The following is a 14728-nucleotide window of genomic DNA, read 5'->3' on the forward strand; positions in this document are numbered from 1 at the left end:
CCGCACGCCCCGCGGAAAGCGAGCATCCTGGAGCGGAAATCAACGACTTTCAAGAGCAACAAAGTTTCCGAAAAAAGCTTTATATGACTCAACCACTTTATAAGAATGAGGTGAAGATCCGTGGCGAATATCCGTGATGTAGCAAAGGCTGCTGGTGTTTCCGTAACAACCGTTTCGAGGGTTTTGAATGATCATCCTTATGTAAGTGAGGAAAAACGGAACCTTGTGATGAAAGCGATTGAAGAGTTGAATTATCACATCAATATCAACGCGGTACACCTGACAAAAGGCGTAACAAAACTCGTCGGGGTGGCCCTTCCTTTCATCAACCATCCTTACTTCAGCTCAATTTTAGATGGAATTGCAAAAGAGGCTTTGAAAAAAGACTACAAATTGATTCTCTTTCAGACGGATTATGATCTGGACAGGGAAGTCGAAGCGTTGGAAATGCTACGGATGAAGCAAATTGATGGTCTCATCATATGCTCAAGAGAGTGCGACTGGAGCATCATTGAAACATATGAAACTTACGGACCTATCGTTGTATGTGAGGACGGACGTGATCATAACGTAAAATCCGCCTACATCAATCACTACCATGCTTTTAAAAAAGGATTGGACCACCTTGTTAGACATGGGCATCGAAAAATCGGTTATTGTATCGGCAGACGGACAGGGACGAACAGCAAACAGAGGGAAGCTGCCTACTTCAATACATTAAAAAAGATTGGTGAACCTGTCCGAGACGAATGGATATTCGACCACTCTTATACGATTGAAGACGGTGAAAAGGTCGTCCATAACCTTATGCGCATTGCCGAAAAGCCGACTGCTTTGCTGGTGACAAGCGATCAGGTGGCTGCCGGTATTCTAATGCAATGTGCCAAAGAGGACATACGTACACCTGAGGAATTATCGGTTATCGGTTTCGACAACCATCCGATTTCTGAATATCTGCAACTCACCACAATTGATCTGCCTCTAGAAAAAATGGGCCAACAGCTTCTCGATGCTCTCTTGAATGCAGATGGCCACCAGCATAAAGAGATGCCCTTTGAATTGATAAAAAGGAACACTGTTGCTGATTTGAACAATCGTTAACGGACATCAGAGACCTTAATTTAGAAAATCTGTTCACAATCAAAGAATTTTGAGACAGATAACGGCTGTGGTGTCCGCTAAAAATTCAGAATCCATCATCTATCAAATCGTCTCGTATTATCAAGGTAGTTTCAACAGGGCATTATAGGCATTGATCCGTCCATATTCATACAGGGTGCCTACCCCTGCAATTTGAACGGTTGTAGACTCGATGGTCCGTCTGACGACATTCGCATTTCGATTTAGGGAAAGAAGTACTGCAGCCAATCCGCTAACTAAAGGTGTTGCTTGAGAAGTCCCAGAGAGGTAACCATAGTTTTGTGGTCCGATAATGTTCGGATAGGTTGGCATGGTCGACAGCATATCGATCCCTGGAGCTGCGAGATCAACCCATGAAGCTCCGAAGTTAGAAAAGAAAGCTTTCGCGTCCTCCCGGTTAACCGCCGCAACACTTATACATTGAGCAAAAGCTGCAGGATAGTTATGTTGATTGACCCCATCATTTCCTGCTGCAGCGACTAACAGCACCCCATTCCTTTGCGCATATTTGACAGCATCGTGAAGTGTTGAACTGAAGAACGTTGTACCGAGACTCATGTTAATGACTTTGGCTCCACTATCTACAGCATAAACGATACCTTGCACGACACTGCTTAAAGAGCCTGTCCCACCGTCATCCAGTACTTTTATGTTCATCAATGTTGGATTGATCGCAAGTCCTGCAACCCCCCTTCCATTTTTCGTGACGGCTGCCGCTATGCCAGCTACATGTGTTCCATGACCATTGAAATCCTGCGCTGTTGACGTATCTGAAAAATTAGCGTTCAAAATGATTTTATCTTTGAGATCAGGATGAGTCATATCAAGACCCGTATCGAGGATGGCAATCGGGGCTTTAATGGAACCTCGTGTTATGTTCCATGCCCTAGTTGCAACAACTTTCAGAAGGCCCCATTGCTGTGGGAGAAGCGGATCATTTGGAACAAGATCTGATTTAACAAGCGCATCTTTTTCGGCGAATTCAACCTCACTGCAGCTTAAATAGCAATGAAGACAATCCTCTATTTGTTCTGGTGGGACTTCTACGATTTCAATGTTCAGTTCTTTTATGATTCGGGTTACTTTTGCTCTAGCTTGTTGATGTATGTGAAGACATCGATCAGGCGGGGTTTTATCGCGGAACCGGATGAGGAGTCTATGAGGAGAGAAGTCCATCAGTTTGAAATCACACCTTTCTATTATTTCATTACTAGTTTACGCAATCTAATAGATTACGGTCACGGCGTGGTCTAGGCCATTGTGAAAATAGGCTTTCCCCGTATGAAAGAGCATATAGGTGCTCGTCTATACATATTTGGACTAATTTCATAAGATGCAGTATACCTTTTTGAGACATTAAAGGAGGGATTCACATTGAGGAAAAAAGGACTATTTAATGAAGGGGAAACAGTCCGACATACAAAAAAGAAAAACAAATGCAAAAGCTGTCTCTGTGACCTGCTAAGGGATTTGGAAAAAGGAACGTTGATCAGACTTGCTTTTCTTGAAGATTTTTTTGAAGAGGACCAAGAATACCGTTTTGTCAGTTTTGATAAGGAAACTTGTTGTGTTACTTTGATCGACCCTAGTGATGACAATGCATTCGTCCTTGACTGCAATGAACTTGTGGCGTTCGAAATCGTAAATGTAAACGGTCCTGGGGCAGTCGAGTAATTAAAATGGCAGAGAGAAGGAGGAGAATCATGAAGAAAAAACACTTTGATGAGTGCAACAGTTGTATTTGTAAATTGTTTCGAAAGCTTGACACAGGGACGACTATTCAAATTGCAATTGACAACACAGATGAATTTTTTGAGAATGAAGATTTTGTTTTCGTATGCCTGGATGAAAAAAAGTGTTGTATAACCACTAGAAGGCCTCAAGAAGACTCATTCGTCTTTTTTGATTGTACTCGGATCGCTGGAGTGAAGATTTCTCAGAATGAGCAGGTCAATGGTTAAAAAAGGAGGGAAATATCAATGAGTTGCGGATGCGACAAAAGAGATTGCAAAGGTTGTGTGTGTCATCAATTCAAAAAGCTTAAAACAGGTGATGTCATCCAAATCACTTTAGGGGATGATCAATTCTTCGAGGATCAGAATTATATTTTCACCTGTCTTGATCATAAGGATTGTTGTGTTACATTGATCGATGAAAGTGATGGAAATCCGTTCATTGTCGATTGTCAACGCATCAGAGGGATTAAATTCATTACGAATACTTCAGGCTAATTCTTTGATATAGAATGTGTATGTACCTTTTCATGCTACAAAACCCTGCAAAATTATGTTGCAGGGCCAATATTGAATCATTTATTTTTTTATTTTATTTTCTTTTAAAAAATTTGTAATTTCTTCTGTAAGTCCGTCAGCTAAGGGCAGGGTTGGATCAGAATAGGTGGCCAGATTGCCTTCCCGATCCTCGGGTGCTTCTTTTAACACATGGTTCATCTTATCAATCAACAACAGTTCGGCATCCGGCCTTGCAGCAGCAAGGTTTTCAGCATCTGCCACCGAGACCTGGACATCATTCTTTCCGTTGATGACGAGTGTCGGGATGCTCATCTGTCGGATTTCTTCAGTAGGATCGTAGTTCATCCATGACATGAGGAAGGGCTGGACACTCGGTTTGAAAATACTCATCAACTGAGGATCTACCTCTTCCACTCTATTCCCTCGTCTCAATTCTTCAAGGATGCTTTCACTTTCATCATTTAGTTCATCAGGCAATGTTTCCAACTGTTCTGACAAAACTTCATCAATTGTACGACCGGCTCCAGCAATCGAAATGAACGCATCGGCTTCCGAATCTTCCGCAGCCATCATACCGACAAGTGAGCCCTGACTATGTCCGATGATTATGATATCTGTAAACCGTTCATCTTGTTCAAGCAATTCGATCCATTTTACTGCGTCCTTTACGAATCGGTCAAACCGGATATCTTCCTCTTTTATGATCGCTTCTTGATTCTTACCGGCTCCACGTTTGTCATAACGGAGACTTGCGATTCCATTCTCCGCAAGTCCTTCTGCTAAAAGCTTCAAGCTGTCGTTTCTTCCTGCCTGGGAATTCCCGTTCCGGTCAGTCGGTCCTGAGCCAGGGATGATGAGTGCGATCGGTGATGGATCCTCTGTTTCTGGAGTGAGTAATGATCCATACAGCATCCCAGCCGAGGTTTCGATTGTTAGGAAATCTTCCTCCTCTTCTGGTTGACCGGCAGCTACATCGCCTTTTTTGAGTTCAAAAGGAATGCTTTGGCCGGATTGTGTGAATGTTCCATCTATCTTATTCTTATCGATGGTTCCGTAAAACTTGATTTCTTGTCCATGCAGCGGCATTTTAAAATTGACTTTCTCGTCATTCAGCTTGATTTCCGATAAACTGAAATCCGTTACATTCTGGACAGGGATGCTGATCGTACCCGCCAACTCATCTTTTTGCTCAAATTTTATGATGATATTCAATGGCTGCCCAGGCACATTTATCGTTCCATTCCACGTTCCTGTCAAATGTTCTGTCATTTTGGGTTTATCTTCATTCTTTTTATCACTGCATCCGCTAACGAGACCTATGATCAAAGCCAGAGCGAGCAATACATAAAGGTTTTTCATTAGAACCGCTCCTATCCTTTTCATCTTTAATTCTTTACGATTGAATGGAGCGTTTTGTTTCATTATTATTTTATGGATCTACTAATACAATTTTCAATCATCATCCATAGAATCTTAGCATTCCAAGTTTTCAGTCAATCGGCAATATTAATTGATTTCATCATTTCTTTTGCGATTGGCTGCCAGTCTTCCATCTGTTCTTTGGTGCTGTTTACTGTCCCAAGCAAAAGTTTCCCGTCCAATTCCATCATGAACATAAGATTATAAATTTCCGTATCCATCGCAGGTGTAATAAGTTCCATACTGGCAACATTTTTTCCATGTATCTCATAAACTTCTTTATTAAGCCATTCTGCAGAAGGATACATGTTCTTAAACGTATCTACCATACCCTTTAACACGTCTTCCATTTGCTCATTGCTTGCTTTATTTTCTGTATGATTGAATGCAATGTTAACTGTTGCATTCTCATTGGTGTATATGAGCGTCGGTCTTCGTTCACCGGGATATTTCAACTTAGCCTGCTCTTCATCCATTACATCAAAGGACTCAGGAAGCAATATTTCAACTTGGTCCGATAGGATCGTCGACATCTTTAATATTATTTCTTTACCCTCTACTTTAAAGGTAACGGGTTCCGTCTCCCCTTCCATTTCGCTTTCTGAATTTTTAGCATCTTGTACATTTCCTTTGACCTTTTCTTCTGAACAGCCATATAGGGGAATAGTCAAAATCAACATGAAAACAAGGTACAAGCTTTTCTTCACCACATGTCCTCCGCAATAAAGATTTACATAACCTGGTAATCTATCTATAATACATACCACAAGTTAATTTCTACCAAACCCCTTTTACTTCGTCTATATCTATAGGGAGTTTTAATGTCTTTGTGGTAGGTGGTTGTATTGTTGAAATCAATTGCTAATAGTCTTGTACGTTTTCTTTTTGTCGTGATCGGTATTGTCATGATTTCTGCTTTTCTCGGGATGACAATGTATCAAATCGATATCAGTTTCACGAGTTATTTCCAAAACCTTAAGAAACTTGTAATCTTACTTGTGAACCCAAGTGAAATCATCGTTTATAAGGATATTTACCGCATCAAGTACCCAGGTCCTTATCCAAGCCCTTTTGAAAAGAACTATTCCCTCTTTCCTATGTTTTGGGAATACTACCTTTATTCGATCAAAATATTCATGGCCGCTTTAGTAACTGCTATATTTGCTGGAATATTCCTGACCTATTTTACTTCCTTCCTGCCCAAACGGGTGGTCCAAGTCTTGTCAAGGATCCTTTCATTCTTAGAAGCACTGCCTGATATTTTCGTCATTTTTGTCGTGCAGTTCTTCATCATCTGGTTTTATAAAAAAACGGAAATCTTGTTATTCCCGATCGCAGGGGCATTTGAAAAAGTCTATTTCGTTCCGATCATCGTGCTTTCGCTTCTTCCGACTCTATTTTTCTATAAAGTGTCGTTGTTCATGACTATGGAAGAATACCAGAAACAGTATGCGGAATTTGCAGTCAGTAAAGGGGTTCGCCCGAATCTATTGTTCTTAAAACATATCTTCCGGAATTCCGTGATCGGAATAACAAGCCATTCAAAAGCAATCATCTGGTTGATGCTCTCGAATTTGATCATTTTAGAAAGGATCTTCAACATATACGGATTGACGAAATATATCTTGAACTATAAACAGATCGAGATCATCGCGTTCAGCCTGATCATGTTCTACATACCGATTTTCCTGATCCTATTGATTTCTAAGCTTGTCATACAACGCAGCACGGGAAGAGAGGTGATGATTTAAATGATCATACGGTTATTACGAAATCCAATGTTTCTGATAGGAGCACTTTTCATCATCGGTTTATTTGTCTCAAGTCTCGTGTATCATGTCTTGAAGGATGATGCAATCCCTGTCATCGGTCTTCTGCATGATGATAATGGAAAGCTTGTCCCCCATCCATATTCACCGACAGACCATCCACCTTTCGGGACCGAGCATTTTGGACGGGATCTTCTGACGATTATGGTGATCGGTGCGAAATATACGTTAGGCATTGCCTTCGTGACCGCTTTTTTCCGGATATTCATCTCATCTGTAATCGGAATTTTCGTAGGGATGTTTGTCTCTAAAACGAAGAAGTTTTTTGCATGGTTCGTCGATGCGGGAAATTATTTCCCTGCTACACTATTTGCATACTTCTTACTGATCTGGGTTTTATTTTATGAAAAATTATATGTAGGGGAGTATTCGTTAAATTTTACTGAGCAAGGGCTTATCATTGTGTTGGTGCTTACCGCGATCGCTATTCCTACGAATTCCTTACTTGTCCTTAATGAGACGGATCGTTTTTTGAAAAAAGAATTCATGGAAGGCGTGACCGTCCTCGGTGCTGGCAAAAGACATATCCTCAAGAAACATCTGATCCCTTTCTTGATTCCACAGCTGATCATGATCTATATGAGGGAACTGATTCAGGTATTGTTGATCATGGCGCACCTGGGGATATTGAGAATCTTCGTTGGAGGTATGGATGTAAAAGAAGATATGTTCAGAACGCCCAGGGAATATTCCCTTTCGAATGAGTGGTCTGGACTGCTCGGGCTCTGGTGGGAATTCATTTGGACCGGTTATCCATGGATTACCTTCATCCCTGTCCTTGCCTTTACATTGACCATTTTAGCAGGGAAGATGACGTTGACAGGCTTTGAACAAGAGTTGAATCGAAGTGCATCACTTCGAAAAAGTAACCAAACAAAGACCAAACGCCCCGCTCAGACTGTTAAAGTGACAGATTTCACACAGCTTTCATCAAAATCATGATAGAATGTCAGAACCAATACCAAAAGTAGATGAGGAGCATGCTATGAAAGGGTTATTGATCAAGTCCCCCTGGATCGATTACATTTTTGAGGGAAAGAAAACATGGGAGATCAGAGGATCGAACACAAAAATAAGAGGGACCATCGCATTGATTCAAAGCGGTTCAGGAAAGATCTTCGGCACAGTCGAACTCATTGACTGCCTGAAACTCAGCTTAGATGAGTACCAGCAAGCAGAAGATTTCCACTGTGTTCCTAAAGAACAGTGTAACAAGGAACCATATGGTAAAACTCATGCCTGGGTGCTCCGTAACCCCCGACTGTTTGAAACACCCCTTCCCTATGTCCACCCCTTAGGTGCTGTCATTTGGGTTGATCTTTCTGAACATGAGGGGTTGGGGTTGAAGGATCTCTGCCTCCAAACATCCTGAGGAATGTAGCACACCTAAAGAAAACTTGGCAAAGCCAAGCCTTTGGCGTGGGCTGAGCCAGTAGTTCCTCGAAAAAGCAATTGCTTTTCCTTCGTGCGGTGTATTGCTTCCGAAGCTGCCAGCTTGTGCACTTATACTGAAGAAAGTAGTTTATACTTTCTTTAAGTGTAGAATTCAAATGGGGTTGTCCCAAACGAGACGTCGGACTCCCCCTTCCAATTGGTTGAGCTTTTGGTCGTCTTTTCCCCAATAAGTTGCAGATTTCTCTTCTATCAAAGAATATCGTTATTAAAAAAATAGCCAACACCTTTTAAGGTATCGGCTAATTATGTAACGCACATTATTTCTGATAGTTCAGGTTCCAAGTAATTCCGTAAGCGTCCTTGACGAGTGCGTATCTTGCTCCCCAGAATGTATCCTGCAATTCCATCAAAATTGTTCCATTTTCCATTAAACGATCATATAGACGTTGAAGTTCATCTTCATTTTCAGGTTCGATGACTACTGATACGTTGCTTTCTTTTGGAACACTTTGTCCTGGGAAAGTATCAGACACCATGAAGGCCATATCTCCTTTTTTGAAGTAAGCATGCATAATACGATCATCCGCTTCTGGCGGAGTCTCGAACTCAGCATCTCCGAACGTCATCGATTCAACTACTTCTCCTCCAAAAACATCCGTATAGAAATCCAGTGCTGCTTTTCCATCCCCGTCGAACGTAAAATAAGGTGTAAGATGTTTCAACGCAATCACTCTCCTGTAATTATCAATTTTTTACCACTAATCACATTATAATGCCTTAGCTTGAATAACACAAGAACAATTGTTCGTATTCCTGCGAAAAAATCAACCTTTCTTTCCCTAAATCACCGATAAATTCGGAAATTGCTCCGATATTTTTAGGTTTCGTTATATCTCGACTTTGCACCGATATATCTCGGATTTGCTCTGAAATTCCACCTTACACACTCACTTCAAAAGGAAAAAACCGCCACGGCTGTGGCAGTTTCCTATTGAATCATTTATACTAATTCGCGATCCCAGTGGCGGTGTTCAGCAATCGCTCCAAGGAATTCATTTGTAAATTCGTTGATGTCTTTACCGATTACGACACCTGGACTCTTGTCATACTCCATTTTCTTAAGCCACTTCGTTCCTTCATGGGTCGCACCGATCGGCTTGAAATGCATGAATGCCTCGTTAATGAAGTAGGCTGCATCATTATAGAATTTCTTGCTCTCATTTTTTCCACCTACTGCGTAAACCGCATCGAACAAGACTGAATCAGCCGTCAGGAATGTGTGGTCGACTTCAAGCCTCGAACCATCCGTCCCTTTCACGGCACCTAGCTTTTCACTGACAATTTCAGGCTGCGCGCCGTTATCCTTCAATCCATCTAGTATAGAAGTTACTTCTTTACCGTGAAAGTCATCAGCAATAATGACAGCGATTTTACGTGTATCAGGCTTTTTCACGGTATTATCCATGCTTAGTGCAGGAGATGATTTTGTGACAGAGGAATCCTCTCCTTGAGGTTTTTCTGCACCAATTGCTTCCGCTACCTCAGTGGCAAGTTCCATACTGACATTTGCGAACATATCGATTACTTGCTGCTGGACCGATTTACTTTCTAATTTTCCTAATTCAAAACTGAAGGCTTGCTTGATATCCTCTTTTTCGTGCTGGCTCATACTGTTCCAGAACAAGGTTGCTTGTGAGAAGTGGTCCTTGAAGCTGTCACTTCTAGCGCGGATTTTGTGCCCTTCGACTTTTTCCTGGTAATGTTTGAAACCGCCTTCTTCTTCACTCGCTGGCTCCGGCGTGTTTTGAGCGAGGGAATTTTTATGATAGCTCACTTGTCCCTTGTTGATCGTATGGCGTCCGTATCCATCACGCTGGTTGTTATGGAATGGACAGACAGGTTTATTGATCGGAAGTTCGTGGAAATTGGGTCCGCCTAAACGGATCAACTGTGTATCGGTATATGAGAATAAACGTCCTTGCAGTAACGGATCGTTCGAAAAATCAATTCCTGGAACGACGTGTCCGGGATGGAAAGCCACCTGCTCCGTTTCTGCAAATACATTATCCACATTACGGTTCAAGGTCATTTTACCAATCAACTTCACTGGTACATCTTCTTCCGGCCAGATTTTCGTCGGATCCAGGACGTCGAAATCGAACTTGAACTCATCTTCTTCTTTTATGATTTGGACACCCAATTCGTATTCAGGGTAGTCCCCATTATCGATCGATTCATACAGGTCCGCTCGGTGGAAGTCTGCATCCTTACCTGATATTTTTTGTGCTTCATCCCATACGAGTGCATGCGTTCCGAGCACAGGTTTCCAGTGGAGCTTGATGAAATGTGCTTCACCTTTATCGTTTACGAATCTGAATGTATGGACACCGAACCCTTCCATCATACGGAAACTTCGTGGAATTGCACGGCCGGACATCGCCCACATCACCATATGAGCAGATTCCTGGTTATTCGCGACAAAATCCCAAAACGTGTCATGGGCAGACGCTGCTTGCGGCATTTCATTGTGGGGCTCTGGTTTAAGAGCATGTACGAGATCAGGGAATTTCATTGCGTCCTGAATGAAGAAAACCGGGATATTGTTCCCTACTAGATCGAAGTTCCCTTCATCTGTATAAAATTTCGTGGCAAAACCACGCGCATCACGTACAGTCTCAGCTGAACCCTTGGATCCAGCAACCGTTGAAAAACGTACGAATACAGGCGTTTTCTTGGATGGGTCCTGCAAGAAACCTGCTTTCGTATATTCTTTCATCGATTCATAGACCTGAAATTCTCCGTGTGCAGCAAATCCGCGAGCATGGACAATTCGTTCCGGGATCCGCTCATGATCAAAGTGTGTCATCTTTTCGCGGAAATGGAAGTCCTCCATCAAAGTAGGACCACGTTCACCTGCTTTCAGTGAAAATTCATCCTCAGAAACTTTGACACCTTGATTGGTCGTCATTTTCTTGTCCTTATCATCAACACGATCCTGTTCAAGCTGTCGCTGTTTTTTATTTTCCTCACTCATCTCGCCATTCCTCCTTAGGACGTTTATTATGTAATAATGATTACACATAAGTCACGTACCCTATTGGAAGCATCACAAAACAAGATTCAGTTATATGATTCATTGTTACTATGTTGAGAATTTTGACGGGTCTTGAAGTTGTTTTTAAGGGGGATTTATTGAGGGGGGTAAAGGATTATTTGATACCCATTAACGTTTTGAGTCTGTTGATGTCTTTTTCATTATTCCATGTTTTAGAAGCTAAAAGATCAATGCCGCTTACGATCTTGTCCAACTTCTCGTTCGTTTCTTTTCTGAAATCATCAAAATCCATCTTTAAACCATTAACTTCTTTACCTAGACCTGATAAATCTTCTTTCATATCTAGCATGACGCTGAGCAGTTTGTCCAATTTTTCTTCTGACATGATCTCCACCACCTTTTTAATGATTAGTTTAATTATAACAAGTTCAACTTAAAAAAGGGAGAAAAGTGTCAGCCACCTCTAACAGAACATTTTGTTTCAAGACCACGATTTCACTCAAATTGTTGTTATGTTCCGAGAGACTCTGACACTTTTGGATAAGCCACATCAAGCTGCTTTTTTGGATATGTTCCTATGTTTCTTCCCTAAACCATTTACGACGACAACACCAGAAATTGCAACGATACCACCGATCAGGGAAAGCGTGCTCGGCCATTCGTTCAGCCAGAGCCATGCAACGAAAATCGCGATCACCGGCTCAACATAGAGCATACTCGTCACAGTGCTTGCGCGTCCTAATGAAAGTGCAGTCGCCCATGTGATATACGCAATAGCTGCTGGAAAGATTCCTGTATAAAGCGCTGATAAGTTTGCTTCGAGCGTAGCCTGTTGAATCGATCCGAAAAGACCTGGTGTGAAAATGACTAACGGCAAGGTCCCTGCCCATGTAAAATAAGCAGTCAATTCAAGCGGTGTATATTGGTAGTGAAGTGACTTTTGAAAAACAAAAAAAATAGATGTCGCGATCGCTGCCATCAACACCAATAAAGCACCCTGCGAAATACTGAAGGAGGATCCGGAAGTACCTAAAGTAATTAAAACGATGCCGATAAAGCCGATGCTTAATCCAATCCATCCAGCTGCTCCAGGACGTTCTTTTAAAACAAGGACAGCTATCAATGCGGTGAATACAGGTGTCGATCCGATCAGCATTCCAGCGGTTCCTGCAGATACGGTCAGTTCCCCAAATGTTACACCAATATTGTAAAGGGTGATGCCTACGAATCCGAGCAGCATTATTTTCACCAGATCCTTTTTATCTGGGACACGGATCCGAAATCCCGGTAAAAGGGCCAGAATAATAAAGATCATTGATGCAATAAAATAACGTGTGAACACAAGATGCCCGGCCGCATAGCCACCATGTAGACTTGCACGAATCGCGGCGAACGTCGAACCCCAAATGACGACTGTTGTAAGTGCCATTAAAAATGCTTTTGCGTTCATGCCCCTTCCCCCTAACATATGTAAATATCCTCTGATTCGAAGGTATCACCGCGGGGGATGAAAAGCAATGAAATCGATTTATTGAAGGGCAACTTCCTTTACATACACGAGGAATAAGTTTTAGATTTAAGGTGATAGCTATAAGCAGGTGAAACCATAATGGATATAAAACATTTACAATATTTCATTGAAGTGGCCCGTTTGCGTAGTTTCAGCAAAGCAGCTTCACATATGTATGTTACGCAACCGACCATAAGTAAAATGCTGAAAAACCTGGAAAACGAACTCGGTGTCCATCTTTTCGATCGAAAAAGCAAGAAGGTAGAATTGACCGATGCTGGAAAAGTCATTTATGATCAGGCTCTCGTAATTGATAAAGCTTTCAAAGATCTGCAATATCAATTGGATAACTTGCAAGAATTAAAAAAAGGGCATATCCGTATTGGGCTTCCTCCTATGATCGGGTCTCTACATTTTCCAAATATCATCGGCCGCTTCCAGGAACGATACCCAGAAATTTCGATCCAATTGGTTGAAAAAGGATCAAAAAGGATTGAAGAAGATATCGATAATGGGGATCTTGATCTTGGGGTTGTCGTTCTTCCAGTGAATGAGAACCTATTTGAATTCTATTCTTTTGAACGGGAGAAACTGAAGCTTGTCCTTCCACCTGATCATCCTTTTTCAGAAAAGGATGAGATCGAACTCACCAAATTGAAGGATGAAAACTTCATTCTTTTCACTGAAGACTTTGCCCTTCACAATCGGATCATATCCTCTTGTGCTGTTGCTGGATTCAAACCATCTATTATTTCTGAAAGTTCCCAGTGGGATTTTATCGGAAAGATGGTTGCTTCCAAGTTAGGGATTGCGTTTATGCCTGAAAGCATTTGTAAAGATGTGCACAGTGATGTAGCCATCGTTGATGTGATTGACCCAAGTATAAGCTGGGAGCTCGCCATCATTTGGCGAAAAAAAGCGTACCTTTCTTTTGCTGCAAGAGAATGGTTGGACTTTACCATAGAAAAATTGAACACTTGAAAGATCAAGAATCCACTTCATTTAAGAGTGGATTTTTTCATTGGTTCCAGTTATACCTGTAAGCATTTTCATAGCCAATATCTATATCATCTATGGAAATAATCAATTTTACTTCTTACATATTGGGGCTTACAATCACTTCTGTAAGGATTTTATTTAACAAAAACAGGAATTCCTGTATTGATATAAAATTCAGAAAGGTGATTGGATATGGAAATGAAAAAGGCGCGGCATAGCCGTATCATAAATACAGATCAAGTAATGACTTGTGATTTGAATAACTACAATACGCTATTTGGCGGGGTATTGATGAAGAAATTGGATGGAGTCGCGACAATTTCCGCTCGCCGCCATTCCAGAGCTAAAGAATGTGTTACAGCTTCAATTGATTCAATTGATTTCTTGGCACCAATCCACCAAAGTGATTCGGTATGTATTGAATCTTATGTTTCTTTTACTGGAAAGACATCTATGGAGATTTTTTGTAAGGTAATTGCCGAGGACATGTTGACTGGTGATCGCCGTATAGCAGCGACAGCTTTCTTAACATTCGTCGCTTTGGATGAAAACAAACAACCGATGGAAGTTCCAGGCGTCATTCCCGAGACGGAAGAGGAGAAGACATTATTTGAGACTGGAGCTGATCGTGCTGAAGTCCGAATGATCAGAAGAAAGAAAAGTAAAGAGTTAGCTGCATCCATCTCTGTAAAAAAACCTTGGGATGAGGACATCGAGTCGATAGAAAGTGAGGGGCTAGAGGTATGATCTCTTTATCAAGCCTTCAAGACTTGCAAAATATCAAGACTAGAATTGAACAGATCAAAATAGAGATGCCCGATGTATACAATAGGATGGTTCATTTAACCGATTTGACAAGACAATTGCAATTCCGTTACTCCTATTTAGCATGCTTATTGACTGATGAAGATGCAACTGAGAGTTATCCGAATTTTGCAAGTGAATCTGTAATGGATCTCTTCCACCAGGAAGTGAGAAAGATTAAAATGACAGATAATATATATGTTGTGACAGAATTACTTCAATCGAATAAACAATGTGGTTACGACAAAATATGCTTATTGTTCCTTGGAATTTCGCCTGAGAAATTAAAGGGGATACAATAACAGCAAAAGAAGCTTACTCAAAA

The 14728-nt window shown here is 41.4% G+C and carries 17 protein-coding genes; 10 read left to right on the forward strand and 7 right to left on the reverse strand.

All coding sequences use genetic code 11. The features are described from left to right. The first annotated feature begins 120 nt into the window (after positions 1 to 120). Positions 121 to 1101 (forward strand): LacI family DNA-binding transcriptional regulator, encoded by a 981-nt coding sequence (locus ACTWQL_RS14770; RefSeq protein ID WP_443143198.1) that lies wholly within the window; start codon positions 121 to 123, stop codon positions 1099 to 1101. Between the two features lie 120 nt (positions 1102 to 1221). Here ACTWQL_RS14770 and ACTWQL_RS14775 read toward each other — a convergent pair whose 3' ends face one another. Further along, a complete protein-coding gene (locus tag ACTWQL_RS14775; protein ID WP_443143199.1) occupies positions 1222 to 2316 on the reverse strand; it encodes a S8 family peptidase in 1095 nt (364 codons plus the stop codon). A 198-nt stretch (positions 2317 to 2514) separates the two neighbouring features. Between ACTWQL_RS14775 and ACTWQL_RS14780 the strand changes: the two genes are divergently transcribed. From ACTWQL_RS14780 to ACTWQL_RS14790, 3 genes are read left to right on the forward strand one after another with little or no spacing between them, the layout of a single operon-like run. Further along, positions 2515 to 2814 carry a hypothetical protein gene (locus ACTWQL_RS14780; RefSeq protein WP_443143200.1) on the forward strand — a complete coding sequence of 100 codons (300 nt, stop codon included), beginning with the start codon at positions 2515 to 2517 and terminating at the stop codon, positions 2812 to 2814. A gap of 29 nt (positions 2815 to 2843) precedes the next feature. Beyond that, complete coding sequence (locus tag ACTWQL_RS14785) at positions 2844 to 3101, forward strand: hypothetical protein (protein WP_443143201.1); 258 nt, start codon at positions 2844 to 2846, stop codon at positions 3099 to 3101. 18 nt (positions 3102 to 3119) lie between these two features. After that, positions 3120 to 3371 carry a hypothetical protein gene (locus ACTWQL_RS14790; protein WP_443143202.1) on the forward strand — a complete coding sequence of 84 codons (252 nt, stop codon included), beginning with the start codon at positions 3120 to 3122 and terminating at the stop codon, positions 3369 to 3371. 81 nt (positions 3372 to 3452) lie between these two features. Here the strand turns inward: ACTWQL_RS14790 and ACTWQL_RS14795 are convergent, their stop codons facing one another. After that, positions 3453 to 4751, reverse strand: coding sequence for an alpha/beta hydrolase (locus ACTWQL_RS14795; protein ID WP_443143203.1), 1299 nt, complete (start codon positions 4749 to 4751; stop codon positions 3453 to 3455). 134 nt (positions 4752 to 4885) lie between these two features. Next, a complete protein-coding gene (locus ACTWQL_RS14800; RefSeq protein ID WP_443143204.1) occupies positions 4886 to 5518 on the reverse strand; it encodes a hypothetical protein in 633 nt (210 codons plus the stop codon). Positions 5519 to 5659: 141 nt separating this feature from the next. Between ACTWQL_RS14800 and ACTWQL_RS14805 the strand changes: the two genes are divergently transcribed. Genes ACTWQL_RS14805 through ACTWQL_RS14815 form a run of 3 tightly spaced genes read left to right on the forward strand, consistent with a single transcriptional unit; the run spans position 5660 to position 8012 of the window. After that, a complete protein-coding gene (locus ACTWQL_RS14805; RefSeq protein WP_443143205.1) occupies positions 5660 to 6562 on the forward strand; it encodes an ABC transporter permease subunit in 903 nt (300 codons plus the stop codon). Further along, entirely contained in the window at positions 6563 to 7582 is a 1020-nt protein-coding gene (locus ACTWQL_RS14810) for an ABC transporter permease (RefSeq protein ID WP_443143206.1), read from the forward strand. It abuts the gene before it with no gap. Between the two features lie 4 nt (positions 7583 to 7586). Next, positions 7587 to 8012, forward strand: a complete 426-nt coding sequence (locus ACTWQL_RS14815; RefSeq protein WP_443143207.1) for an ASCH domain-containing protein — start codon at positions 7587 to 7589, stop codon at positions 8010 to 8012. A 340-nt stretch (positions 8013 to 8352) separates the two neighbouring features. Here ACTWQL_RS14815 and ACTWQL_RS14820 read toward each other — a convergent pair whose 3' ends face one another. The 4 genes from ACTWQL_RS14820 to ACTWQL_RS14835 form a co-directional block, all read right to left on the reverse strand. Beyond that, positions 8353 to 8766, reverse strand: a complete 414-nt coding sequence (locus tag ACTWQL_RS14820; protein WP_443143208.1) for a VOC family protein — start codon at positions 8764 to 8766, stop codon at positions 8353 to 8355. Positions 8767 to 9035: 269 nt separating this feature from the next. Further along, complete coding sequence (locus ACTWQL_RS14825; RefSeq protein ID WP_443143209.1) at positions 9036 to 11069, reverse strand: catalase; 2034 nt, start codon at positions 11067 to 11069, stop codon at positions 9036 to 9038. Positions 11070 to 11244: 175 nt separating this feature from the next. Then, on the reverse strand, positions 11245 to 11475 hold the full coding sequence (locus ACTWQL_RS14830) for a hypothetical protein (RefSeq protein ID WP_443143210.1): 231 nt from the start codon (positions 11473 to 11475) through the stop codon (positions 11245 to 11247). 165 nt (positions 11476 to 11640) lie between these two features. Then, the gene (locus tag ACTWQL_RS14835; protein WP_443143211.1) at positions 11641 to 12540 is read right to left on the reverse strand and encodes a DMT family transporter; all 900 of its coding nucleotides are present in this window, start codon (positions 12538 to 12540) and stop codon (positions 11641 to 11643) included. Positions 12541 to 12699: 159 nt separating this feature from the next. Between ACTWQL_RS14835 and cidR the strand changes: the two genes are divergently transcribed. The 3 genes from cidR (at position 12700) to ACTWQL_RS14850 (ending at position 14705) form a co-directional block, all read left to right on the forward strand. Then, positions 12700 to 13581 (forward strand): cidABC operon transcriptional activator CidR, encoded by an 882-nt coding sequence (gene cidR, locus ACTWQL_RS14840; RefSeq protein ID WP_443143212.1) that lies wholly within the window; start codon positions 12700 to 12702, stop codon positions 13579 to 13581. A 210-nt stretch (positions 13582 to 13791) separates the two neighbouring features. Then, positions 13792 to 14346 carry an acyl-CoA thioesterase gene (locus ACTWQL_RS14845; RefSeq protein WP_443143213.1) on the forward strand — a complete coding sequence of 185 codons (555 nt, stop codon included), beginning with the start codon at positions 13792 to 13794 and terminating at the stop codon, positions 14344 to 14346. Then, complete coding sequence (locus ACTWQL_RS14850) at positions 14343 to 14705, forward strand: hypothetical protein (protein ID WP_443143214.1); 363 nt, start codon at positions 14343 to 14345, stop codon at positions 14703 to 14705. Before ACTWQL_RS14845 ends, ACTWQL_RS14850 begins: the two co-directional genes overlap by 4 nt. The last annotated feature ends 23 nt before the right edge of the window (positions 14706 to 14728 follow it).

The sequence above is a fragment of the Pseudalkalibacillus sp. R45 genome (assembly GCF_052246725.1).
Classification (GTDB): Bacteria; Bacillota; Bacilli; order Bacillales; family Fictibacillaceae; genus Pseudalkalibacillus.